20 protein-coding genes and 8 tRNA genes are annotated in these 24,853 nt (G+C 52.2%); 1 reads left to right on the top strand and 27 read right to left on the bottom strand.

The genetic code is table 11. The features are described 5' to 3' along the window. Positions 1-23: 23 nt before the first annotated feature. From NF212_RS03045 to pncC, 24 genes are all read right to left on the bottom strand, one after another. Complete coding sequence (locus NF212_RS03045; RefSeq protein WP_434358696.1) at positions 24-407, bottom strand: VOC family protein; 384 nt, start codon at positions 405-407, stop codon at positions 24-26. A 170-nt stretch (positions 408-577) separates the two neighbouring features. Further along, entirely contained in the window at positions 578-1,096 is a 519-nt protein-coding gene (gene luxS, locus NF212_RS03040) for an S-ribosylhomocysteine lyase (protein ID WP_434358694.1), read from the bottom strand. 36 nt (positions 1,097-1,132) lie between these two features. Continuing rightward, complete coding sequence (locus NF212_RS03035; protein ID WP_434358692.1) at positions 1,133-1,747, bottom strand: hypothetical protein; 615 nt, start codon at positions 1,745-1,747, stop codon at positions 1,133-1,135. Between the two features lie 81 nt (positions 1,748-1,828). After that, entirely contained in the window at positions 1,829-3,394 is a 1,566-nt protein-coding gene (gene gshA, locus NF212_RS03030; protein ID WP_434358690.1) for a glutamate--cysteine ligase, read from the bottom strand. A gap of 269 nt (positions 3,395-3,663) precedes the next feature. Continuing rightward, positions 3,664-6,501 (bottom strand): M16 family metallopeptidase, encoded by a 2,838-nt coding sequence (locus NF212_RS03025; protein WP_434358688.1) that lies wholly within the window; start codon positions 6,499-6,501, stop codon positions 3,664-3,666. Continuing rightward, a complete protein-coding gene (locus NF212_RS03020) occupies positions 6,501-6,959 on the bottom strand; it encodes a YqaA family protein (protein WP_434360823.1) in 459 nt (152 codons plus the stop codon). The genes NF212_RS03025 and NF212_RS03020 overlap by 1 nt, the downstream gene beginning before the upstream one ends. Next, positions 6,952-7,542, bottom strand: coding sequence for a beta-phosphoglucomutase family hydrolase (locus tag NF212_RS03015; protein ID WP_434358686.1), 591 nt, complete (start codon positions 7,540-7,542; stop codon positions 6,952-6,954). Before NF212_RS03015 ends, NF212_RS03020 begins: the two co-directional genes overlap by 8 nt. An 87-nt stretch (positions 7,543-7,629) precedes the next feature. Next, complete coding sequence (locus NF212_RS03010; RefSeq protein WP_434358684.1) at positions 7,630-8,583, bottom strand: NADP-dependent oxidoreductase; 954 nt, start codon at positions 8,581-8,583, stop codon at positions 7,630-7,632. 159 nt (positions 8,584-8,742) lie between these two features. Then, on the bottom strand, positions 8,743-9,873 hold the full coding sequence (locus tag NF212_RS03005) for a sodium ion-translocating decarboxylase subunit beta (RefSeq protein ID WP_434358682.1): 1,131 nt from the start codon (positions 9,871-9,873) through the stop codon (positions 8,743-8,745). Between the two features lie 9 nt (positions 9,874-9,882). After that, positions 9,883-11,670, bottom strand: a complete 1,788-nt coding sequence (oadA, locus tag NF212_RS03000; RefSeq protein WP_434358680.1) for a sodium-extruding oxaloacetate decarboxylase subunit alpha — start codon at positions 11,668-11,670, stop codon at positions 9,883-9,885. A 38-nt stretch (positions 11,671-11,708) separates the two neighbouring features. After that, positions 11,709-11,954, bottom strand: a complete 246-nt coding sequence (locus NF212_RS02995) for an oxaloacetate decarboxylase subunit gamma (protein WP_054672997.1) — start codon at positions 11,952-11,954, stop codon at positions 11,709-11,711. A gap of 594 nt (positions 11,955-12,548) precedes the next feature. After that, positions 12,549-12,625 (bottom strand) — tRNA-Arg (locus NF212_RS02990). A 51-nt stretch (positions 12,626-12,676) separates the two neighbouring features. Continuing rightward, positions 12,677-12,753, bottom strand: a tRNA-Arg gene (locus tag NF212_RS02985). Positions 12,754-12,805: 52 nt separating this feature from the next. Next, positions 12,806-12,882: transfer RNA gene (locus tag NF212_RS02980), tRNA-Arg, on the bottom strand. Positions 12,883-12,935: 53 nt separating this feature from the next. Beyond that, a tRNA-Arg gene (locus tag NF212_RS02975) sits at positions 12,936-13,012 on the bottom strand. A gap of 12 nt (positions 13,013-13,024) precedes the next feature. Then, a tRNA-Ser gene (locus NF212_RS02970) sits at positions 13,025-13,117 on the bottom strand. 11 nt (positions 13,118-13,128) lie between these two features. Beyond that, positions 13,129-13,205 (bottom strand) — tRNA-Arg (locus NF212_RS02965). 36 nt (positions 13,206-13,241) lie between these two features. Then, positions 13,242-13,318: transfer RNA gene (locus tag NF212_RS02960), tRNA-Arg, on the bottom strand. Positions 13,319-13,360: 42 nt separating this feature from the next. Then, positions 13,361-13,453: transfer RNA gene (locus NF212_RS02955), tRNA-Ser, on the bottom strand. Positions 13,454-13,796: 343 nt separating this feature from the next. Further along, positions 13,797-13,994 (bottom strand): carbon storage regulator CsrA, encoded by a 198-nt coding sequence (gene csrA, locus NF212_RS02950; RefSeq protein ID WP_054675212.1) that lies wholly within the window; start codon positions 13,992-13,994, stop codon positions 13,797-13,799. 533 nt (positions 13,995-14,527) lie between these two features. Next, positions 14,528-17,107 carry an alanine--tRNA ligase gene (alaS, locus tag NF212_RS02945; protein ID WP_434358678.1) on the bottom strand — a complete coding sequence of 860 codons (2,580 nt, stop codon included), beginning with the start codon at positions 17,105-17,107 and terminating at the stop codon, positions 14,528-14,530. Between the two features lie 181 nt (positions 17,108-17,288). Further along, entirely contained in the window at positions 17,289-17,741 is a 453-nt protein-coding gene (locus NF212_RS02940) for a regulatory protein RecX (RefSeq protein WP_434360822.1), read from the bottom strand. Beyond that, positions 17,738-18,787 carry a recombinase RecA gene (recA, locus tag NF212_RS02935; protein ID WP_434358676.1) on the bottom strand — a complete coding sequence of 350 codons (1,050 nt, stop codon included), beginning with the start codon at positions 18,785-18,787 and terminating at the stop codon, positions 17,738-17,740. Before recA ends, NF212_RS02940 begins: the two co-directional genes overlap by 4 nt. Before the next feature lie 135 nt (positions 18,788-18,922). Beyond that, positions 18,923-19,408, bottom strand: a complete 486-nt coding sequence (gene pncC / locus NF212_RS02930; RefSeq protein WP_434358674.1) for a nicotinamide-nucleotide amidase — start codon at positions 19,406-19,408, stop codon at positions 18,923-18,925. A gap of 120 nt (positions 19,409-19,528) precedes the next feature. Between pncC and mutS the strand changes: the two genes are divergently transcribed. Further along, a complete protein-coding gene (mutS, locus tag NF212_RS02925; RefSeq protein WP_434360821.1) occupies positions 19,529-22,069 on the top strand; it encodes a DNA mismatch repair protein MutS in 2,541 nt (846 codons plus the stop codon). Positions 22,070-22,164: 95 nt separating this feature from the next. Here mutS and rpoS read toward each other — a convergent pair whose 3' ends face one another. From rpoS to NF212_RS02910, 3 genes are read right to left on the bottom strand one after another with little or no spacing between them, the layout of a single operon-like run. Beyond that, positions 22,165-23,139 carry an RNA polymerase sigma factor RpoS gene (rpoS, locus tag NF212_RS02920; RefSeq protein ID WP_434358672.1) on the bottom strand — a complete coding sequence of 325 codons (975 nt, stop codon included), beginning with the start codon at positions 23,137-23,139 and terminating at the stop codon, positions 22,165-22,167. A 51-nt stretch (positions 23,140-23,190) separates the two neighbouring features. Continuing rightward, a complete protein-coding gene (locus NF212_RS02915) occupies positions 23,191-24,207 on the bottom strand; it encodes a peptidoglycan DD-metalloendopeptidase family protein (RefSeq protein ID WP_434358670.1) in 1,017 nt (338 codons plus the stop codon). A gap of 13 nt (positions 24,208-24,220) precedes the next feature. Beyond that, on the bottom strand, positions 24,221-24,841 hold the full coding sequence (locus NF212_RS02910) for a protein-L-isoaspartate(D-aspartate) O-methyltransferase (protein WP_434358668.1): 621 nt from the start codon (positions 24,839-24,841) through the stop codon (positions 24,221-24,223). Positions 24,842-24,853: the final 12 nt, after the last annotated feature.

The raw sequence follows: 24,853 nt of genomic DNA, 5'->3' as shown, positions 1-24,853 counted from the left end.
CAACGTGTTTTCATTACACCCGTTTAGCTCATGCAGTGAATACCAACCCGGTTGCCTTCCGTATCACGGATCAGGGCAAAAAAGCCGTGCTCGCCAATACTGGTTTTCGGCAATATCACAGAGCCACCAGCCTCACTGGCACGATCACAACATGCCTCGATATTGTCGACACTGAAATAGATATTATTGCCGTCCATAGAAGGGCGGCAGCCCTCTGCTTTAATCAGCGTGCCGGTGGCTCCATAGGCGTTGGCTTCGACAGGCTGTGGGAACCATGCCATCTGGCTGCCCTCCATATCGTGAAGCTCCAGCTTGTAACCCAGGAGGAATTCATAGAAACCGACAGCCCGGTCCATGTCATCAACAGAAATTTCGAACCAGCCAACCGGGTTGTTTTTCACTTCCATATCGCTCTCCTTGTTTTTCCAGATGAATAACACTGTTTAAATATACAGTATATTTTGTGAGCAAAAATGAAATTTCAATGACTGTAACGCTATTGAGACAAAAATCGGAGGGGCTTATATGGTGAGGTTAAAAGCCCCGAATACCGGGGCTTATGCAAATCTGGCAGGGATTAATCGACTTTTAGCTGTTGCAGCATTTCTTTCGGCAAAGCCAGATCGTCATTCTTGTTGACGCTCACACCTCGGTCGAGAATATTGCGCGCAATGTCCCTGGCCTCGTCCAGCGAGTGCATGGTAAAGGTGCCACACTGGTATTCATTAAGTTCGGGGATTTTGTTCTGCTCTTCGACTTTGAGCACATCTCCCATCGCCGCTTCCCAGCAACGCCCGACCTCTTCTTCAGACGGCGTACCTATAAGACTCATATAAAAACCGGTACGGCAGCCCATTGGTGAGATATCGATAATCTCTACACGGTCTGAGTTGAGGTGGTTGCGCATAAACCCGGCAAACAGGTGCTCCAGTGTGTGGATACCACGTTCAGTCAGGATCTCTTCATTGGGGACGCAGAAACGCAGGTCAAAGACGGTGATGGTATCGCCACCCGGCGTGGTCATCGTCTTGGCGACACGAACAGCCGGAGCATTCATACGGGTGTGGTCAACAGTAAAACTGTCCAGTAATGGCATTGCTTCTCTCCTTGATAGCAGCTGTCGGCCGATAGATTAAAATGGCCACCAGCTACGGTTATCTTCCAGTTCCTTGCGGCAGCTTCTCAATTGCCCGCCATAACGCTTGGCGTAATTTTCTACTTTTCTGGCTACCCGGATCAACTGTGGTTTTCGTTTATAGGTACCGCGTTTGTATCCGCCCCTACCTTCATGATAGGCGAGATACTGGCGGTAGGTATCCCACTTGGAAATCCCGAGGATCTTATGGGTTTCATTGGTATACCAGCCGATAAAGTCGATAGCGTCACCGAAATCAGTCCGGGATCCACCGTTGTCAGTGGCACGCTGGTAATCTTCCCATGCAGGATCCTGCGCCTGCGCATAACCGTAGGCACTGCTCACTCGTCCCCAGGGAATAAAACCAAGTACATAATTTTTCGGCGGCTTGGCATCGGCAACAAAATTACTTTCCTGGCGCATGATTGCCATGGAAACCTGAATCGGGGTACCCCACTCATCCTGGGAGTCTACTGCGTCTTCATACCAATCGGGTTTTTCCCGGAAGATCTCGCAAATGTTGTCCCTGTCCCTCGGCGGGCTGGCAACACAGCCTGTCAAAAACAGTGCTGCAAGTACCGGCAGCAAAATCAATCGCTGTCGTCCGTTCATGGCAGTTCCCTGAAAAGTGTGAAAGAAACGGGCCCATAACAGGGCCCGGTTTTATTGTTAAGGCAAAGCTTACCTTGTCGGTCAGCGGATGTCTTTGAAGTAATCAGCAAGAAAGGCATCAAAGTCCACAGTATCACCCTCTTCCACCGCTTTCTGGCGGAGAAGGCTCTCTGCTGACTCCTCTGCGAATTGCGCTTCGCTGTAGAACCGGTATTCGTTGCCAGCAAGGGCTTTTTTATATGAAGCAGCGTGGTCCAGGCCCACTGTACCGATGCTTTGCTTGGCTTTAATTTCTTCCAGGATGCGGGCAGAAAACGTCTGCGACGGATCATCAAACCAGCCTTCGAGCTTGGTACAACATTTCTTGTAAGCGTCCCCACCTTTGGCTGCATCCATCAGCTCAGCCAACTCACGGAGCTCTGCAAATACGCGGTGGCCCCATTCACGCTGGGTCAACTCTTCACCGTCACAACCGATACGGAGTGTCAGTCCTGGCTTGCGGCCCTCCAGAACAACCTTGTTCCAGTTTTCGCGCCAGCAGCTGAGCTCGCAATCAGTCATATCCGGAGAGGGAGACAGAGCACACCAGATAAGGAACAGATCAAGGAACCGGACTTGGTCTTCTTCCATACCAACAGGACTGAACGGGTTGACGTCCAGTGAGCGGACTTCAATATACTCCACACCGCCGCGGGAGAGTGCTTCTGAAGGTTTTTCACCACTCTTCGCAACGCGTTTCGGCCGGATTGGGGCATAAAGTTCATTCTCAATCTGGAGAACGTTGGTGTTGAGCTGGCGGTATTCACCGTCAACCTTCACCCCAATCTCAGCAAATTCCTCAGACGGAGTACGGATGGCGGAGCGCAGGCCATCAAGATACTGGTCAATGCCATTGAACCCGATGCGCAGCACACTCTGGGCACTGTTGGTGTAACCGAGGTCACTCAGGCGAAGTGATGTGGCATAAGGCAGGTACTTGGTACCTTGACCGACTGTCTCAAATGGCAGCTTGGAACCGGCCTGGTTAAGGAAAGAGCCGCACAGCGCAGGCGATGCCCCAAACAGGTAAGGGATCATCCAACCGTAACGGTAATAATTACGGATCACACCGAAATAGGCGTCAGATACGGATGCCTGGCGCTCTTCTTGGCTTTGCTCGCCGAAAAGCACATCCCACAGGGACTCCGGCAGGGAAAAGTTAAAGTGAACACCGGAGATAATCTGCATCACGCTGCCATAGCGGCGCTTGAGGCCTTCGCGGTAGAGCGTTTTCATTCGGCCGACATTTGAGTTGCCGTACTGCGCCAGAACGATATCGTCTTCATCGCCCACATAGCATGGCATAGACAGCGGCCACAGCATTTCATCGCCGAGATGATGGAAGGTAAAACGGTGGATGTCTTCGAGTTGGGCCATCAGCTCATCAACGGAGTGACTGACCGGGGTAATAAATTCCAGCAGGGACTCTGCGAAGTCTGTCGTCACCCACTTGTGGGTAAGTGCAGAACCCAGCGCAGATGGATGTGGTTTTGCGGAGAGTTTTCCCTCAGGCGAAATTCGGAGGGATTCCCTTTCCAGGCCTCGGCCAATACCTTTTAAAACGGCCGGATTGTCAGCCAGCAGCTGCAACCGTTGAGCAAATTCCATCAAGGCTGTTCTCGTTCTAGTCTGCAGAGTTTGCCCGGCATGATAACCAACAAACTCTGGGGGCACAATCATTGCCCGGATTCACAACAAGCAGGGGCAATTCCCGCATCTCTTTATCATTTGATCCTATTCTGGACCTGCTTTGCAGCAAATTTCTTCCCAAATCGTCCCAATTTACTAACAAAACTGTTTTCCCACCCTTGATACCTTTCGCAAACGTGCAAAAAAGGAGGGTTGCCCCTCCTCCACTTAACGGTGCTAAGGCGTTATCAGCCTTCGACTTTCAACATTTTTACCGGAATGCCCAGCTTTTCCAGCTGTGGCTTGAGGGATTTAGCATCCCCAACCACGATGATTTGGTAATCATTCGGGTTAAACCACTTCGAAGCCAGCGAATTCAATTCACTGCGGGTAATGGTTTTAATTATCCGGTTTTGCTTGTCCAGGTAAGCCGGAGTCAGGTTAAAGTCCTGCATTGTCGCGATGAGACCAGCTTTATTGGAAGGGGTTTCGTATTTAAGTGCTTCCTGCTGACCGACAGCCTGGCGCATAAATGCGACCTCTTTGTCGGTAAACCCTTTGGTACTCGCTTTCCTGAGCTCTTTCAGGGTTTCTTCAATGGATGGTACGGTCGCATCGGCCCTTACCTGCGCCTGGAACATGGCAATGCCGCTGTTTTTTCCACCACCGATGTAACCGCTGGCACCGTAGGTATAACCCTTGTCTTCACGCAGGTTCTGGTTCAGACGCGAGTTAAAATTACCAGCCAGGTTGAAGTTGGACAGGCTCGCCTTGAACATCTCGCCGGTGGCATCGTAAGGCAATGCACGGCGCACGAAACGTACTACGCTCTGCGGCGCAGAAGGCTTATTCACCAGCCAGATAGTTTGCTTTCCTTCCGGCAAAAGGGACGGCGGTACAAACGCAGGCACTGCCGGGCCCTGCCAGCTGTCCAGCGCACTGACAGCATTCATCAACGCCGGTTTGCCGATGTCGCCAACTGCCACCAGGGTTGCACCTTTCGGCGTGTAATGTGCTTTATAGAAGGCTTTTACATCAGCGAGGGTCAGTTTCTTCACGCTTTCAATCGTGCCGTCAGACGGCTGCTCCCAGCGTGTATTACCATAGAGTACTTCGCGGGTCGCCTGTCTTGCCATCCACTGCGGGCTGTTATGGTCAAACGTAATGCCTTCCAGCACCTGGCGCTTCACCCGGTTAAAATCAGCCTGGTTGAAAGCCGGGTCTTCAAGCTGCTCCCTGGCAATTTTCAGGGTTTCACCCAGGTTTTTAGTCAGGGTGCTGACCATCAACTTGCTGTAATTCCTGCCAGCAGAAAAGCTCACACTGCTGCCAAGTTTGTCCAACTCTGATTCAAGCTGCTCTGCCGTACGCTGCCGGGTACCTTCCCCAACCAGTGCTGCTGTCAGTTCAGCCAGGCCGGCCTTGCCTTCCGGATCGTAGTTGCTGCCTGCCGGCATTTGCAGTGTCAGGCTGATGGTCGGTGTTTCTGCACTGACAGTACCAGCGACAGAAATACCATTTTTCAGTACGGCATGGTAAAGCGATGGCACTTTGACAGACACCGGGCCGGAGACCGGCGGGATAATGCTGCGGTCAAAAGTGACCGGGGTTTCCCGTAACTTCAATTGGTCAGCGGATACCGTGCTGATCTTGAAATCACGCTTGGGCGGAGGGGTGTTGTCTTTTGCGGCAGCTAACTGGGAACTGCCCTGGGGCACCACACTCAGGGTTACATTGGGCTTCTGGTAAATAAAGGTATTGAAAGCTCCCTCGACATCTTTCACCGTTACGCCATTCATGGTGGCAAGCAACGTTGGCAGTTTGCCCGGCGTACCATAGAAGGTTTCATACTCTGCCAGTTGGGATACTTTCCCGGCGACACTTTGCAGGCCAAAAATTGCGTTGGCTTCAGTCTGGCCTTTTACTTCTTCCAGCGATTTTTCACTGACGCCCTTCCTGGCAACCCCATTAAGGATATCCATCACATCTTTGCGAAGCGGTGCCAGCGGCTCACCTTGGTTCGCCAGTACGTAAACATTAAAGGTACAGGAGATCTCACCACAGTCCTGATAGGCTCCGGCACTGAGTGCTTTGCCGGTTTTGACCAGTTCCTGGTAGAGAAGGCTGTTCCGGCCGCTGCCAAGTACAGAGGCAAACATATACAGCGGGTACTCACTCTTCGCCCCCTGGTATTCTGTAGGCCAGGTCATGCTGAGCATCGGCTGCTGGATTTTATCTTCCAGGGTGACATATCGGTCTTTGGCCAATTTTACCGGCTGTTTTTCCGGCGCATTCACTTCCGGGCCTGCCGGAATATCACCGAAGTATTTGTTTACCCAGGCAAGGGTCTGGGCAGGGTCAATATCACCGCCGATAGTCAGGGTCGCATTATTCGGGCCATACCAGCGCAGGAAGAAATCTTTCAGGTCATTGACGGTTACCCGGTCGAGGTCTTCTACATAGCCAATCGGCATCCAGGAATAAGGGTGGCCTTCCGGGTACAGGGCTTCCATAGTCCGCTCACCGGCAAGGCCGTATGGGCGGTTGTCGTAGCTCTGTGCCCGTTCGTTTTTCACTGTGGCGCGCTGGATTTCGAATTTACGCTGGGAAACGGCCCCTAACAGGAAGCCCATACGATCTGATTCCAGCCACAGGGCTTTTTCCAACTGGTTGGCGGGTACGGTTTCATAGTAGTTGGTACGGTCACGGTTAGTCGTGCCGTTAAGGGTGCCACCCGCCTCAGTGATCAAGCGGAAGTGTTCCTGGTCACCAACATGCTCTGACCCCTGGAACATCATGTGTTCAAAGAAATGCGCAAAACCCGACTTACCCAATTCTTCACGGGCAGAACCTACATGGTAAGTTACGTCCACGCTGACAATAGGGTCGGAGTGGTCTTCGTGCAGCACCACGGTAAGGCCATTTTTCAGGCGATATTTCTGATAGGGAATTTCGACACCGTCTTTTGCGGTTCCCCCCTGCTCGACCAGGTTCACGCCATCAGGCAGGCGCATGGGGTTGTTTTCTGTCAAGGCGCTGCATCCCATCAGAGAGAGCAGAGACAGGGCAACAAGAGTCTTGCGCATTAAAATAGTCCTAATGTCAGTAGTGAGAGCAGCATATATCTCGCTGCTTTTCCGGTAGCAATCATCAGCCAGCACCAGCGTTGTCGGAGGCGCAACCAGCCTGCTGCAAGGCAAAGCGGATCACCGATAATCGGCATCCAACTGAGAAGCAAAGCCCAGTAGCCGTATTTTTCCAGCCACTGCATTGCCTTATGACCATGTTTTTCACCGGAAGTTTTATTTGGCAGGAAACGGCCAATCCAGTAGTTGGTCATTCCCCCTAAGGTATTGCCAAGTGTCGCCACAACGACAAGTTGCCAGACCGGGAAGTGTCCGGCCTGCAACAGGGCGATTAAATTGGCTTCCGAGCCTCCGGGCAGCAACGTGGCACTGAGAAATCCAGTGGAAAACAGTACCCACAGTGCGCCGGGTCCTTGAGTGATTAGCGTTCCTACACCTGACAACAGCCCGTCAAACAGGCTCGACACGCGCTTTCCTTACATCAACGACATCCATCCCGGCAGCCTCTGCTGCCTGGATGCCAAAATCGGCATCTTCAAAGACCAAACAGTCAACCGGCCTTACATTCAGGGCCCGGGCGCAGGCCAAGAAGGTATCCGGGGCCGGCTTGTGGTTATCTACCTGATCCGCCCCTACCACCACATTGAAGCAATTAAGGAGACCGGCTTTATCCAACATTCTGTTCGCAATTTCTGTCAGTGTGCCGGTGCCGACAGCCATACGCTTCAAACCGGTGTAGCGGCGAACCACATCGGCAAAAGGCAGTTCATTGATATGGTCTTCCATCACTTCCATAAAATAGGCGGCTTTTTCGTCTGCCAGCTGCTGGGGGGAAACACCCAGGCTGAACTTTTCCACCAGCAGCGTGGCGGTCCGGATGGTAGGTGACCCGCCAAGGGAGTGGTACCAGTCGTCCTCGATGTGGAACCCGTGGGATTGGGCCACTTTTCTCCAGGCGGCCAAATGCCCTTCCATCGAGTCCAGCACGGTACCATCCAAGTCAAAAATCAAGGCATCATAGCTGTCATATAGCGCACTCATTGTCTCTCCTTAACCACAATCTTCCATCGGCACTTTTTCGTGCCTTATTGTTTATTCTCGGTTTGAAACCAAGCCTCCCTGGCAAAGTCAGTTGGGCATTTCCAGCAGCAGTTTACCCCGCACGTGGCCACTTTCAATCACGCTGTGTGCCTGAGCCCCCTGCTCCAGCGGATACTTCCCGCCGACAGAAACCAGCAATCTCCCACTGTCAGCCATCTCCAGCAAGGAATCCATCTGCGCTTTGCTGGGGGATACAAGCATCCCGTCTGCCTCAAGGGCTTTTTCTCCGGCAGCTTCTTTCACCGCTTCAGCAGTAATGGTCGGAATAGTCACTACCCGGCCACCTTCTTTCAGTGTATCCAGGGCAGCGATACCCACATTGCCCCCGACAAGGTCTATCAGCACATCACAGTCGCTGACTTGCCCGGCAATATCACCAGCGGTATAGTCCACCGCTGACGCCCCCAGGGCCTGGACAAAACCAACGTTGGTTTGTGAGCACGATGCAAAGACATCCGCCCCCAGGGCTTTAGCAAGCTGTATGGCTACATGTCCCACACCACCGGCACCAGCCAGGATAAGCACCTTCTCCCCGGCCTTTACTCCGGCTTTTTCAAGCGCCTGCCAGGCAGTTTGCCCGGCAACAGGCAATGCCGCTGCTGTCTGTGCATTGACAGTTTCAGGGACGACTGAAAGCGTGTCGGCAGCAGTAACCAGATATTGGGAGTAAGCTCCTCCCTGACCGGGGAATCCTACCAACCCAGCGACACGCTGGCCGGCTTCAAGACCTTCTACACCTTCTCCCGTGGCGACAATCACCCCAGCCATGTCATAGCCAGGGGTCCATGGCAGGTTATCCTTGTTTTGCTGGGCCGCCCACCCAAGGCCTGCCCGGGTTTTGGCGTCAATTGGGTTCACCCCGGCAAATTCCACTCGTACCAGCACCTCTCCGGCGGCAGGCTCAGGTATATCCTTAAACACAGGGGCAAGTGTTTCAGGACCACCAAATGCAGTAATCACCAGAGTCATATTATTCGACATGAGATATCCTTATCGGGCTGAATGGGGCTTTAACCAGTCAGGATTATCGACTGATTAATCTGGTTGATATCAAGTTATTTTAGTACCCAGAAAAGGTACATAAAAAAAAGGCAGATGACCATGAAGCCACCCGCCTTTTCTGTCTCAGTATGTTAAAGGCTACTGTACAAGCGCCAACAACACACCGGCTGCAACTGCTGAACCCAGCACGCCTGCCACGTTTGGCCCCATGGCATGCATCAGCAGGAAGTTGTGTGGGTTTGCCTGCAGGCCAACCTTGTTCACTACCCGCGCCGCCATAGGTACAGCTGATACGCCTGCCGCACCCAGCAATGGGTTAATTGGCTCTTTGCTGTACTTGTTCATCAGCTTGGCCATGATAACGCCCGTTGCTGTACCGATGCAGAATGCAACAGCACCCAGCGCCAGAATACCCAGAGTTTCAAACTTAAGGAACTTATCCGCCTGAAGTTTGGATCCCACAGCCAGACCAAGGAAGATGGTCACGACGTTGATCAGTTCATTCTGGGCAGTTTTTGACAGACGATCCACCACACCACATTCACGCATCAGGTTGCCAAGACAGAACATACCAACCAGTGGTGTTGCCGATGGCAGGAACAGAATAGCCATGCCTAATACGCCGAGTGGAAAGAGAACCTTCTCCGCTTTTCCGACGTGGCGGAGCTGCTTCATCTGGATTTGACGCTCTGCCGGGGTAGTCAGCGCCTTCATGATAGGCGGCTGGATAATCGGAACCAGAGCCATATAGCTGTAAGCCGCTACTGCGATGGCACCCAGCAGATCCGGCGCCAGCCTACTTGCCAGGAAGATAGCGGTCGGGCCGTCTGCACCACCGATGATGGCGATTGCTGCAGCATCAGCCAGGGTGAACTCCATCCCCGGCACCAGGTTCAGCAAAATCGCACCAAACAGGGTAGCGAAAATACCAAACTGTGCCGCCGCACCCAGGAACAGGGTACGAGGGTTGGCAATCAGAGCACCGAAGTCCGTCATGGCTCCCACGCCCATAAAGATCAGCAGCGGGAACACACCGGTTCCGATACCCACTTCATAGACGTAGTACAGCACACCACCCGGATCGGTAAAGCCCGCTTCCGGGATGTTAGCCAGGATAGCACCGAAGCCAATAGGCAGAAGCAGCAAGGGCTCAAAGCCCTTGCGAATCGCCAGGAACAGCAGCACACAGCCAACGGCAATCATGATCAGCTGGCCAAAGTGGAAATTAGCCAGCCCGGTCCCTTGCCACAGTGTAATCAAGCCTTCCATGTCGTCCTCTTATGCCAGGCTGACCAGGGATGCACCCACAGTCACTGAGTCACCTTCACGAACATGGACATCCTGCACGGTACCTGCGCGGGAGGCGCGGATTTCCGTTTCCATCTTCATCGCTTCCAGCACGATAAGTACGTCACCCTCGGCTACTGCAGAGCCGGCACCCGCCACCACTTTAAAAATAGTGCCGGCAAGCGGTGCGGCTACGGTCTCAACATTGCCGGACGGTGCGACTGGTGCTGGTGTTGCAGCAGGTACAGGAGAGGCAACAACAGATGTCAGCTGACCACCAGGGCCCACTTCAACCTCATAAACCTGCCCGTTTACGCGAACGCTGTAGTTTTCAACACCACCGGCAACAGGTGCCGCAGCAGGTACTGGCGCAGCCGGTTTCGCACTTTCGGCGGTCGGCGCTGGCTCAAATGCATCCGGGTTGCCGCGGTTTTTCAAGAACTTGAGGCCAACCTGAGGGAACAGAGCATACGTAAGTACATCGTCCACTTCACTCTCTGCCAGGCTGATACCCTCATCAGAGGCTTTGGCTTTCAGTTCGCCGGTCAGTTTCTCTAGCTCAGCTTCAAGAAGGTCAGCCGGACGGCAGGTAATCGCTTCCTTACCATCAAGCACGCGAGCCTGAAGCTCAGCGTTCAACTCTGCCGGAGCTTTACCGTATTCGCCTTTCAGGAGCCCCTGGGTTTCCTTGGTGATGGACTTGTAACGCTCACCGGTCAGGACGTTAATCACCGCCTGGGAACCAACGATCTGTGAAGTCGGTGTCACCAGTGGGATGTAACCCAGATCCTTACGCACGCGAGGGATCTCTTCCAGTACCTCATCAATACGGTCAGCAGCTCCCTGTTCTTTGAGCTGGCCTTCCATGTTGGTAAGCATGCCACCCGGAACCTGGGCGATCAGGATTCGGGAATCAACACCCTTGAGGGCACCTTCAAACTTGGCGTACTTCTTACGCACCTCACGGAAGTAAGCCGCGATAGGTTCAATCTGCTCAAGCTTCAGGCCGGTGTCACGCTCTGTGCCTTCCAGCATCGCCACAACAGTTTCTGTCGGGGTATGGCCGTAAGTCTGGCTCATTGAAGAGATAGCGGTATCCAGGATATCCAGCCCTGCCTCAACAGCCTTAACGGCGGTCGCAGTAGAAAGGCCGGTAGTGGCATGGCAGTGCAATGCCAGAGGAATGTCGGTAGACGCTTTAATGCGCTTAATCAGCTCTTCCGCTTCATAAGGCTTCAACAGGCCGGACATATCCTTGATACATAGCGAGTGGCAACCCATATCTTCCAGTCGCTTGGCAAGGTCAGTCCAGGTATCCAGGGTATGTACAGGGCTGGTGGTATAAGAAATGGTACCCTGGGCATGAGCGCCAACATTGATGGCGGCTTTTACCGCACGTTCAAAGTTACGCGGGTCGTTCATCGCGTCAAAGATACGGAAAACGTCCATACCATTTGCATGGGCACGCTCGACAAACTTGTCGACAACATCGTCAGCATAGTGACGGTACCCAAGCAGGTTCTGGCCACGAAGCAGCATCTGCATTGGGGTTTTAGGCATCGCCTTTTTCAGTTCGCGCAGGCGAACCCAAGGATCTTCACCGAGAAAACGGATGCAGGCATCAAAGGTGGCCCCACCCCATGTTTCCAGTGACCAGTAACCGATATCATCCAGCTCGGCCGCAATAGGCAACATATCGTCAATGCGCATCCGAGTTGCAAACAACGACTGGTGCGCATCACGCAACACCACATCCGTGATAGCTAGTGGCTTCGACATAGGTGTAAACTCCATGTAATAAAACTATTTTATTCCCGTCACTTATTACGGTTACGGTACTGATGAACCGCTGCCGAAATCGCAGCAATTACGTCAGGTGCAGCCGAGTTGTTATGATTTGTGGCAGGTTGTACCGCCGTCGCAGCTTGTGGTGGCTGCTCCTCAGGTACGAGGCGAGAGATCAGTTTGACGGTAATGACCAGAAGTCCAAGAAACGCATAAACCACTGACATCCCTATCAGCATTAAGGCCAACGCTTCTTCCAATACAGCGCCTAACTCCATAGTACTGTTTCCTAGTTACGTGCATCTCCGCACACAAAAAACAGCCACAGCCATTTGTAAATGCGCGGACAGGCAATTGTTAACAAAAATATATCAATCGCGCCTATTCTCCCCTCTAGGCCGCAAAATAATAACAATTATCTCTAATAGCTGGTCAAGTACTGCTCACAAAAACACGAAAATCTTGCATATTTAAGACGAAGCGAGCTCTTCTGCGGCGCAATACACATTTATTCAGTCAGATATGCTGCGCAAATAATTTTACTTTTTCACAAAGGGAATTGAAGGTGTCGAAAGGTGGTAATTTTTGGTCGCGTTATTTGGAGGAAATTAAGGTTTCCCGCGATTTTTGCGAGCCAGCACAGCAAATAAGGATAGGACTTCTCACTCGCGCTAACCTGTATGGCTTGCTACGCGTCTCGTAAACAAGAATTGGTATGACCGGGAAAATGTATCTCAAGGGGAAATACGCAGATCTTTACGATATGAATAAACAATCAACGAAGTGAATTGCGGTTAAGGTAAAGAGAATTATTCGGGAATTAAGGATTTGAGTGGGAAATTGTTGGGAATACAGGAGAAGAAGGAAGAAAATGGCGCGCTCGGGAGGATTCGAACCTCCGACCGCCTGGTTCGTAGCCAGGTACTCTATCCAGCTGAGCTACGAGCGCGCTGATCGGGTTGTTATCGTCCGGATAACTTGTAATCGTCCTTGGAGAAAATGGCGCGCTCGGGAGGATTCGAACCTCCGACCGCCTGGTTCGTAGCCAGGTACTCTATCCAGCTGAGCTACGAGCGCGCTGATCGGGTCGTTATCGTCCGGATAACTTGTGTTCGTCCTTGGAGAAAAATGGCGCGCTCGGGAGGATTCGAACCTCCGACCGCCTGGTTCGTAGCCAGGTACTCTATCCAGCTGAGCTACGAGCGCGCTGTCGGTTCGCTATCGTCCTGATAACTTGGAGGTCGTCCGTGAAGAGAATATGGCGCATCCGGGAGGATTCGAACCTCCGACCGCCTGGTTCGTAGCCAGGTACTCTATCCAGCTGAGCTACGGATGCGTTGAAGAAGAATGGCGGTGAAGGAGGGATTCGAACCCTCGATACGGCTACAAACCGTATACTCCCTTAGCAGGGGAGCGCCTTCAGCCTCTCGGCCACCTCACCACACTTGAAAATGGCGCGCTCGGGAGGATTCGAACCTCCGACCGCCTGGTTCGTAGCCAGGTACTCTATCCAGCTGAGCTACGAGCGCACAATTCTTTAAAATTCGTATCTTCCAACAGGAAGATGGCGCGTCCGGGAGGATTCGAACCTCCGACCGCCTGGTTCGTAGCCAGGTACTCTATCCAGCTGAGCTACGGACGCGTAATGCACTTGCCAAAACCTCAATGAATTCCAAAAAGGAAATGGCGGTGAAGGAGGGATTCGAACCCTCGATACGGCTACAAACCGTATACTCCCTTAGCAGGGGAGCGCCTTCAGCCTCTCGGCCACCTCACCGTGGTGCGGGGGCAAATATTACTTTTGCACGGAAATATGTCAAACACTTTCTTAAGAAAAGTGGCCAACCGCAGTGCGATTGCGTAATTATCGCCCAACCACGTACGATTATTAGCCTTTTCTTAAAATATTCCACATTTTTCGTGTCAATCTGTGCGCTTTCTGCAACAAGCCCATTCGCTTCGCAAAAGTGGTGTTTCTTTCCTATTCACAGGAAAAATCCATCACGCACCCGTTAATTTTGCCTGCCAGCAGATTTTGCTCTGCCAACGGAAAGGTTTCCGATCTCCAGAAACCAAAAAGACCGATTTAATATCGGTCTTTTCAGCGCCTGACAACTAAATTAGTAGTTGCCGGTAGACTGCGCTGGGTTACCTTTTTCTGCCTGAATACGCAGGTAGATTTCTTCGCGGTGTACAGAAACTTCTTTCGGTGCGTTTACACCGATGCGAACCTGGTTACCTTTAACGCCCAGTACAGTAACGGTGACTTCATCACCAATCATCAGCGTTTCACCAACGCGACGAGTCAAAATCAGCATTCTTCCACTCCTTGAGTCATCTCAACTTACGTCGTTTCTAGGAACAGTTCCGAATGTGCTGCCAACATCAATGAAGCACATTCCGGCAATTTAGGTGCTGTCAACGTTGAATATTCGGGTCAACGGACAAGATAGTAGGCTGTAATCTACAACTCAGACAGTATGTTATGCCACCAAATTACACTACTGCAAGGAATTCCAAGTAAAGACAGAAACCTATCCCTTTGCCACTCAACACTATGAAGCATTTGTCGCAACAAAGCCATAAAGCTGGCGAGAAAAGCTACCAGCCAAAGCGGTAATTCTCACCAATTTCCTACTGGAATTCCAAAATGTTCCCGAACATTTGACACTAGACAACTTTCAGTGACCCAACCCACATTGCTCGAGGTTTAATCAACTGTTGTCGTTTAGGCGCTGAACTATACACATAAAGTGTGATCCTGCCAACAAAATTGATGAAAAAATATGACAAAAAAAGCTCCCATGAAGGGAGCCTTTCTCATTTTCATTTGTAAGCAGTATGTAACCGATTACAGACGCTCAGTCAGCCATGGCTTTGCTGAGTCCAGTGCTGCAGGCAATGCTGCTGCATCTGTACCACCAGCCTGTGCCATATCAGGACGACCACCGCCCTTACCGCCAACTTGTTGGGCAACCAGGTTGACCAGTTCACCGGCTTTTACTTTGCCAGTCAGGTCTTTGGTTACACCGGCGATAAGGCCAACTTTATCATCGGCAACATTGCCAAGCAGAACCACACCGCTGCCCATCTGGTTTTTCAGATCGTCAACCATGGTACGCAACGCTTTGTTATCAGCACCGTTCAACTGACATACCAGGACCTTAACGCCATTGATCTCTTCAACCTTGTTGATAAGACCTGCGCTTTCCTGTGCCGCCAGCTTGTCTTTCAGCTGCTGGATTTCTTTTTCCAGATGCTTGGCACGGCTTTGGGCATCAGTCAGTTTTTGCTGGTACTGGCTCTGCTGGTCATAGATAACTTCGGCAGCCTGCGCACCGGTTACCGCTTCGATACGGCGTACACCGGCAGCAATACCACCTTCAGAAAGAATCTTGAAGTAACCGATGTCACCGGTACGCTTGGCGTGGGTACCACCACACAGTTCGGTTGAGAAGTCACCCATGCTAAGCACGCGTACTTTCTCATCGTATTTCTCACCGAACAGTGCCATTGCACCTTTCGCCTTGGCCGCTTCCAGATCCATGATTTCTGTTTCAACCGCGTGGTTGGCACGGATTTCATCATTGACCATCTTTTCAACGGCACGCAGCTCTTCCGGTTTAACCGCTTCCAGATGAGAGAAGTCAAAACGAAGGCCATCTGCACGTACCAGAGAGCCTTTCTGAGCCACATGGTCACCCAGGACGATGCGAAGTGCTTCGTGCATCAGGTGGGTGGCTGAGTGGTTCAGGACTGTCGCCTGACGGCGGCCAGCATCAGCGGATGCTTTCGCAGTCTCACCAACGTTGATAGTACCGTCAACCAGCTTACCGATATGGCCGATGGCGTTGCCGTACTTCTGGGTGTCAGTCACTTCAAAGCGTCCGGTTTCGGTCTGCAGGAAGCCCGCATCACCCACCTGGCCGCCTGACTCGGCATAGAACGGGGTTTCATCCAGGATGATTACCGCTTCATCGCCGGTAGCCAGCATTTCAGTTGCTGCACCGTCAACAAAGATATGGGTAATGGTGCCCTGACCTTCCGTACCTTCGTAGCCTTGGAACGCAGACGTACCGTCAACTTTGATCATTGCGTTGTAGTCTGCACCGAAGTTACCCGCTTCACGGGCACGCTGGCGCTGGGCTTCCATCGCAGTCTCGAAACCTTCCTCATCAATGCTGTAGCCGCGTTCACGGGCAACATCGTTGGTCAGGTCAGCAGGGAAACCGTAGGTGTCGTACAGTTTGAAGACGGTTTCACCGTCAAGTACGTTGCCTTCCAGGCCATCCAGTGCGTCATTCAGAAGTGCCATACCACGATCAAGTGTACGGCCGAAGTTTTCTTCTTCGATCTTCAGCACTTTTTCAATCATGGCCTGCTGCTGCTTCACTTCCTCACCGGCAGTACCCATCACATCGGCAAGTACACCCACCAGCTTGTAGAAGAAGGCACCCTGTGCACCCAGTTTGTTTCCATGACGGACTGCACGACGGATGATACGGCGCAGCACGTAGCCACGACCTTCGTTTGAAGGCATTACGCCGTCAGCAATCAGATAGGCACATGAGCGGATGTGGTCAGCCACAACACGCAGAGACTGGTTGGACAGGTCCTGGTAACCAATCACTTCAGCAGCCGCTTTGATCAGTGTCTGGAATACGTCGATTTCGTAGTTTGAGTGAACGCCCTGCATGATGGCAGCAACACGTTCAATACCCATACCGGTATCAACAGAAGGCTTAGGCAGCGGTTCCATACGGCCGTCAGCATGACGGTTGAACTGCATAAACACGATGTTCCAGATTTCGATGAAACGGTCACCGTCTTCTTCTGGTGATCCTGGAGGACCGCCCCAGATGTGGTCGCCGTGGTCATAGAAAATCTCAGTACAAGGACCACAAGGGCCAGTGTCACCCATCTGCCAGAAGTTATCTGATGCGTATGGTGCACCCTTGTTGTCGCCGATGCGGACAATCTTGTCAGCCGGAACACCAATTTGCTTGTTCCAGATTTCAAACGCTTCGTCATCAGTTTCGTACACGGTTACCATCAGGCGGTCTTTTGGCAGGCCGAGGGTACCGGTCAGAAATTCCCATGCGAAGGGAATAGCATCGTGCTTGAAGTAATCACCGAAGCTGAAGTTACCCAGCATTTCGAAGAAAGTATGGTGACGGGCTGTAAAGCCAACGTTTTCCAGGTCGTTGTGCTTACCACCGGCACGGACACAACGCTGAGCGGTTGTTGCGCGGGAGTAGCCACGCTTTTCCATACCAAGGAAAACATCTTTGAACTGGTTCATACCTGCGTTGGTGAACAGCAGAGTCGGGTCGTTCGCAGGCACGAGCGATGAGCTGGACACCACCTGGTGACCTTTGCTGGCAAAGTAATCGAGAAACGCGCGGCGAATCTCGTCAGTGCTCATATACATTGGCAATTCCTGGAGTTTTTGGTTCTGCTAGCAACACAATGCCTTTATGTGGCACTGGTCGTTGTCAAAGTAGCGGTCATTGTAAACAACCATCGCCAATGCGCAAAGTTTTCGCGCCAGCGATGCGTAAATTGTCCGGTTTGAGTGAATATATTGCAGGAAAGGGAGAAGGGTTAATCGATCAGTCTTCAGGGTTGAGCGCGTAACGAATCTGGTCAAAGTCAAAACCACGGTACTGGAGATAACGCATCCGTTTGGCATGCTCTTTTGGGTCTTTCGCTTTCGTCAGTTCTCCCAGCACTCCGAATTTCCGCGTGGCAATTTCCCTTGCATGTTCGTACCAGTCAAACTCCAGCGATTCTGTTGCCTGATCAGTTAGGCTGGCACTGATACCTTTGCGCTGGCAGTCCTGACGGATACGGCTCAGCCCATGCCCTTTACTGATGCCATGGCGAAGCAGCATTTCGGCAACCCGGGCATCGTTAAGCCAGCCATAGTGCTCACAATGGGCAATGGCTTCATCAATTTCATTGGCCGCAAACGAACGCTGCGCCAATTTCTGGCGCAGCTCTTTTACGGAATGGTCACGGCGGGACAGCAGCCCTACCGCGACTTCTCGGGCGGAGAGACTCAGAAGTCTTCCCCTTCCAGAATTTCATTTTCAGGTGCAGCGGCCAGGCTGTCTGTTGTCGGGCCGGTCAGCAGCATCTGACGCAGGGATGTTTCGATCTCGTTCTTGATTTCAGTATGTTCTTTCAGGAACTTGGTGGCATTTGCCTTACCCTGGCCAATCTTGTCGCCTTTGTAGCTGTACCAGGCACCGGATTTCTCAACCAGCTTGTGCTTCACACCCAGATCAATCAGCTCACCGTACAGGTTGATACCTTCGCCGTACATGATCTGGAATTCAGCCTGCTTAAACGGCGCGGCGACCTTGTTCTTCACTACTTTAACGCGGGTTTCGTTACCCACTACCTCATCGCCTTCTTTGATAGAGCCGATACGACGGATATCCAGACGAACCGAGGCATAGAACTTAAGTGCGTTACCACCGGTAGTTGTTTCCGGGTTACCAAACATCACACCGATCTTCATACGGATCTGGTTGATAAAGATCATCAGGGTGTTGCTGTTCTTGATATTACCGGTCAGCTTACGCATCGCCTGAGACAGCATACGTGCCTGCAGACCTACGTGAGAGTCACCCATTTCACCTTCAAGCTCAGCTTTTGGTGTCAGGGCTGCAACGGAGTCGACGATAACCACATCTACCGCACCAGAGCGAACCAGCGCATCTGCAATTTCCAGCGCCTGTTCACCGGTATCCGGCTGGGATACCAGCAGGTTGTCGATCTGTACACCCAGTTTGCCTGCATATACAGGATCCAGTGCGTGCTCGGCATCGATAAAGGCACAGGTCTTACCCTGCTTCTGGGCTTCCGCGATGATTTGGAGAGTCAGTGTGGTTTTACCTGATGATTCAGGACCGTAGATCTCAACGATACGACCATAAGGCAGGCCACCAACACCCAATGCGATATCCAGTGACAGGGAACCGGTAGATACGGTTTCAATGTCCAGAGTGCGGTCATCGCCCAGGCGCATGATAGAGCCTTTACCGAATTGCTTTTCAATCTGGCTGAGGGCAGCCGAAAGCGCCTTCTGCTTGTTATCGTCCATTCCTATCTCCAGCGGATGCGGTAAATCTTGATTAACTGCAGGTAAGTATACTGTCCATTTATACAGTGTCCATACCTGGATAAAAATTTTTGCGATCCCGGCACAGAAATCTTTGCCGGGTCAAATATTTCCAACTCAATCTTTCAGGTGAAGTATCAGGGTATTGAGTGAAAAAGCGATCGTCTGGTGGCGTACCGCCCGGCGGTTTCCGTCAAAATAACAGGTTTCAGTCTGGCGCCAGCCATCTTTCCCTGCCCAGGCAAAGCAAACCATACCGACCGGTTTTTCGTCTGTTCCGCCACTTGGCCCGGCGACGCCGCTCACTGCCAGTGAATAATCCGCACCAGATTCGGCAAGCGCTCCCAACGCCATCTCAAGTGCCACATCCTCACTGACTGCACCGTGGTCGGCCAGGGTTTCGTTTTTCACCCCGACCATCTGGTTTTTGGCTTCATTGCTGTAGGTGACAAAAGCACGTTCGAACCACCCGGAACTGCCTGCTGTATCCGTGATCACATAGGCGATACCGCCACCGGTACAGGACTCCACTGTAGTAACTGTGGCATGCTTGGCTGTCAGGCTTTCACCCAAGGTTTCTGACAGGGTATAAAGGCTTTCCACTTTATGCTTTCCCCGTTTTGCGGCACTGGGATGATTCACGTATCCTTAGCGCCCGGAACTTAAAAATGACAGTGTGCAGGCGGAATCGTGACACATCAAGTATTGGAAAAACACACCCCGATGATGCAGCAGTACCTTAAGATTAAGGCGCAACATCCTGATGAGCTGCTGTTTTACCGTATGGGAGACTTTTACGAGCTGTTTTATGACGATGCCAAGCGGGCATCCCAGCTGCTGGAAATATCCCTTACCAAACGCGGCGCATCTGCCGGTGAACCGATTCCAATGGCCGGTGTGCCCTACCATGCTGTTGAAGGCTACCTTGCCAAGCTGGTTCAACTCGGTGTACCGGTAGCAATCTGTGAGCAAATCGGCGACCCGGCAACCAGCAAAGGTCCGGTAGAGCGTCAGGTCGTCCGTATTGTTACCCCCGGCACTGTGACCGACGAGGCCCTGCTCCATGAGCGGGTCGATAACCTGGTTGCGGCCATCTATGAATTCAAAGGCAAATTCGGTTTTGCCACGCTGGATATTACCTCCGGCCGTTTTTTGCTGACTGAACCCCAAACTGAAGAGGCCATGCAGGCAGAACTGCAACGCACCCGCCCGGCAGAGCTCCTCTACCCGGAAGACTTCAGCCAGATGGTGCTGATCGAGTCGTTCAAAGGGATCCGCCGTCGCCCGGTATGGGAATTTGATGTCGACACGGCCCGCCAGCAACTTACCCAACAGTTTGGTACCCGTGACCTTGTCGGTTTTGGCGTCGAAAAGTGTGAACTGGGGCTGGCTGCCGCAGGTTGCGTATTACAATACGTAAAAGACACCCAGCGCACTGCGCTTCCCCATATCCGCTCTCTGGTCAAAGAGAGCCAGGATGACAGCGTGATTCTGGATGCCGCAACCCGCCGCAACCTGGAACTGACACAGAATCTCTCAGGCGGCCTCGACAACACTCTCGCTGACGTGCTGGACAAAACCACCACGGCTATGGGCAGCCGTCTGTTAAAACGTTGGATCCACCAGCCGATCCGCGACCGTAAATTGCTCAACGCCCGTCTTGATGCCATCACAGACCTCAAGGACAGTGGCCTGCATGCTGAATTGTCCGGCGTACTGCGTAACGTGGGAGATATGGAGCGCGTACTTGCCCGACTGGCACTGCGTTCCGCCCGCCCACGGGATATGACCCGCCTGCGCGGTGCCCTCCAGCAGCTTCCTGAAATTGAAACCTTGATGGAAGAAACCGCTGAACCAGCGCTCAAAGGCCTTGCTGCAGCCTGTTCCCCAATGCCAGATCTGTGTGAACTGCTGGAGCGCGCTGTTGTTGAAGCGCCCCCGGTTGTAATCCGCGACGGTGGCGTCATTGCACCAGGGTACAACAGTGAGCTTGATGAACTGCGCGAACTCTCCGACGGTGCGACCCGTTACCTGGAAGAGCTGGAACTACGCGAGCGTGACCGCCACGGTATTGATACCCTGAAAGTGGGCTTTAACCAGGTGCATGGTTTTTATATCCAGGTCAGCAGAGGCCAGAGCCACCTTGTTCCCCCACACTATGTACGCCGCCAGACACTTAAAAATGCCGAGCGGTACATTATCCCTGAGCTCAAGGAACACGAGGACAAGGTACTTAACTCAAAATCCAATGCACTGGCTTTGGAAAAACGCCTGTGGGAGGAACTGTTTGACCTTCTCCTTCCGCACCTCGAACAGCTCCAGTCTGCATCCCTTGCCCTGGCGACGCTGGACGTATTCTGCAACATGGCAGAACGTGCCGAAGCCCTGAATTACTGCCGCCCATCCTTAGTGGAAGAGCCGGGGGTGAGCATTACCGCCGGTCGTCACCCGGTGGTTGAGCAGGTATCAAGTGAGCCCTTTATCGCCAACCCGACGGAGCTCAGCCCGGACCGCCGGATGCTGATTATTACCGGCCCTAACATGGGCGGTAAATCCACCTATATGCGCCAGACAGCCCTTATTACCCTGCTTGCACATATCGGCTCATACGTACCGGCAGAAGCAGCAACTCTGGGGCCGGTCGACCGTATTTTTACCCGTATCGGCGCATCGGATGACCTTGCATCCGGCCGTTCGACCTTTATGGTTGAAATGACCGAGACGGCAAATATTCTCCACAACGCGACTGAGCACAGCTTGGTACTGATGGATGAAATAGGCCGGGGCACCAGTACTTACGACGGACTGTCACTGGCATGGGCAAGTGCGGAGTGGCTGGCTGACAAACTGAAAGCCATGACCCTGTTCGCCACCCACTATTTTGAACTGACCGAACTGGCGTCCATGATGGAGGGGCTTGCCAATGTCCACCTTGATGCAGTCGAGCATGGCGATGAGATAGCTTTCATGCATGCGGTACAGGAAGGCGCTGCCAGCAAATCATACGGTCTGGCTGTAGCTGGGCTTGCCGGCGTACCCAAAGCCGTTATTCAGCGAGCCCGCCAGAAGTTGCAGGAACTGGAGGCTATCGGGCAGGAAGTTGCGGCGAACCCGACATCCCAGCCAATTGGTCACCCGGCATCCCAACTGTCACTGATCCCGGAACCGAGCGAGGTTGAACTGGCTCTTCAGGGAATCAACCCGGATGATCTGACACCAAGGGCTGCATTAGATTTGCTGTATAAACTGAAGGGAATGGTATAGCAAAAAATTACACCTGACGGGTAAAACAAGCCCCTGATAAAGCAAAGGCGCCAGAGGGCGCCTTTTCCTTGAATGTTGATTAGAAAGTGGGGGGGTTAAGGAACCTCAACCTCAAAAAGTGACTCAACATCCAAACCCTGATGGGTCAACATTTCACGAAGACGACGCAACCCTTCTACCTGAATCTGTCGAACACGTTCACGGGTAAGACCGATTTCACGACCAACATCTTCCAACGTTGCAGCTTCATGTCCAAGCAGGCCAAAACGGCGGGCCAGTACTTCACGCTGCTTCGGGTTCAACTCACTTAACCAGTACACAATAGACTGTTTGAGATCGTTGTCCTGGGTGCTCATCTCCGGACTGCTTTCTTTCTCATCCGGAATCACATCCAGAAGTGCCTTGTCGTTATCACTGCCCAGCGGATTGTCCACTGAACTGATACGCTCATTCAGGCGCAGCATACGATCGACGTCTTCCACCGGCTTGTCGAGTTGCTGGGCAATCTCTTCTGCTGTGGGCTCATGATCCAGCTTTTGGGCCAGTTCACGGGCAGTACGCAGGTAGACATTCAGCTCTTTCACCACATGGATAGGCAGACGGATGGTGCGGGTCTGGTTCATGATGGCGCGTTCGATAGTCTGGCGGATCCACCAAGTCGCATAGGTGGAGAAACGGAATCCACGCTCTGGGTCGAACTTTTCGACCGCACGGATAAGACCGAGGTTTCCTTCCTCAACCAAATCCAACAGCGCAAGACCGCGGTTGATGTAACGGCGAGAGATTTTCACCACCAGGCGGAGGTTACTTTCAATCATCCGTTTTCTGGCTGCTTCGTCTCCACGAAGTGCCCGACGCGCATAGAAAACTTCTTCTTCAGCGGTCAAAAGGGGTGAAAAACCGATTTCACTAAGATAGAGCTGAGTAGCATCCAGTGCACGTTGCGTAACCGCAACGGGTGCAGCCTCTGCAACTACCTCCTCCTCGGCTTCTACTTCCAGCTCCAAGTCAGTTGCGTCGACATCCTCTTCAAAGACGTCAAGCTTGGTCGCAGTGTTGTTCTGACTCATAGCGCCTCCCGTATGCATAGCAGCAAGGACAGTACAGCTTCCTCTGTCAGATTATTGTCTGGGCAAGTATCTAATCGGGTTGACCGATTTACCCTTGTAGCGTATTTCAAAGTGCAGTCGAACGCTGTCTGTAGCTGAGCTACCCATTGCGGCGATCTTCTGACCTTTCTTTACTACTTGTTGTTCCCTGACCAAAAGCCGGTCGTTGTGGGCATAAGCACTTAGGTAATCATCATTGTGTTTAAGAATGATTAAATTCCCGTATCCTCTCAGCGCATTACCGGCATATACCACCTTACCGGACTCCGCTGCGACGATGGCTTGACCACGCTTGCCAGCGATATCAATGCCACGATTACCTGTTTCAGAACTGGAAAATCCAGCGATGACTCTTCCTTTTGTAGGCCAACTCCACGCTAGCTTACCGGAAGCTTTACTGACAGGTTTTGTAACATTTTTTTTACTTTTTGTTTCTTGACTGTACTCCTTGGCTTTTTGGGGTTCAACCCTTTTTTTGCCATCTGTCGCATAATCAGACTTATTTTTTGATGGATATTTTTTGCCGTCTTGCTTGGCTGCAGGAGAAGATCCTGTTTTAGAGTTAGAACTCTTACCAATTGGTTTTGAAGGTGTTTTTACAGCCGTTGTTTTTGCAGCTACAGATCCTGCACCGGCAGCAACGGCAGCAGTGCCAGCAACCGCAGCTCCCGCCGTCGCAACAGTGATACCCTCTCCGCCGGAGTTTTCACCTTTTTTGCCATAGTTTGGAGGAACATAGACATCTCCCCAGAGTTTCAGCTTCTGTCCGGGGTAAATAGTGTAGGGAGGAGAGAGATCATTGCGGGCTATCAGGTCTTTGACATCCTGGTCACTGATGTAAGCAATAAAATACAGGGTATCGCCTTTCTGTACCTGATAATAACTGCCGCGGTAGCTTCCCCGCTTCAAGTCATTGTAATCAGGTTTTACGCTGTGGACAGGTGCAGGCGTATTCCGGGCACATCCAGATAAAAAACCCAGAAAAACACTCAAAAGCAGAAGCTTTGCCCAAACTTTCTTTACCTGCACCCTTTATCCTTTTTTATGCCAGTTCGCCTGCCACCAGAGGAACAAACCGGACGGCCTCAACCACTTCAGAAGAAAATTCGTCACCCTGTCGGGTCACTTTATAAAGATGTTGTGATTCAGTACCTACCGGAACAACTAAAACGCCACCGTCAGCCAATTGATGCACCAGGGCTTCCGGCATATTTGCAGCAGCGGCGGTCACGATAATGGCATCAAATGGCCCTTTCGTTGGCCAGCCACGCCAACCGTCCCCATGCTTGGTGGAAACATTATAAATATCAAGCAGCTTAAAGCGACGCTTTGCCAGCATTTGTAACTGCTTGATACGCTCAACCGAATAGACATGGTCAACAAGGCGCGACAGCACCGCGGTCTGATAACCGGAACCTGTGCCTATTTCCAAAACCCGCATATCTCGCCTCAGCCCCAGAAGCTCTGTCATCTTCGCAACGATATAAGGCTGCGAGATAGTCTGTCCACATCCTATGGGCAGTGCATTATTGGAATAGGCCTGGTGTGCCATGGCTTCGGACACAAACAGGTGGCGGGGAATCCCGGCAATAGCATCCAAAACCGGTTGCTGCCTGATTCCCTGCTGCCAGAGAATGTCAATGAGTGATTGTTGGGTACTCACTGAAGTTTCCTA

The organism is Parasalinivibrio latis (assembly GCF_036825535.1).
Taxonomy (GTDB): Bacteria; Pseudomonadota; Gammaproteobacteria; order Enterobacterales; family Vibrionaceae; genus Parasalinivibrio; species Parasalinivibrio latis.
The sequence above is the reverse complement of the archived record's forward strand: the minus strand, read 5'-3'. Positions and strand labels throughout refer to the sequence as shown.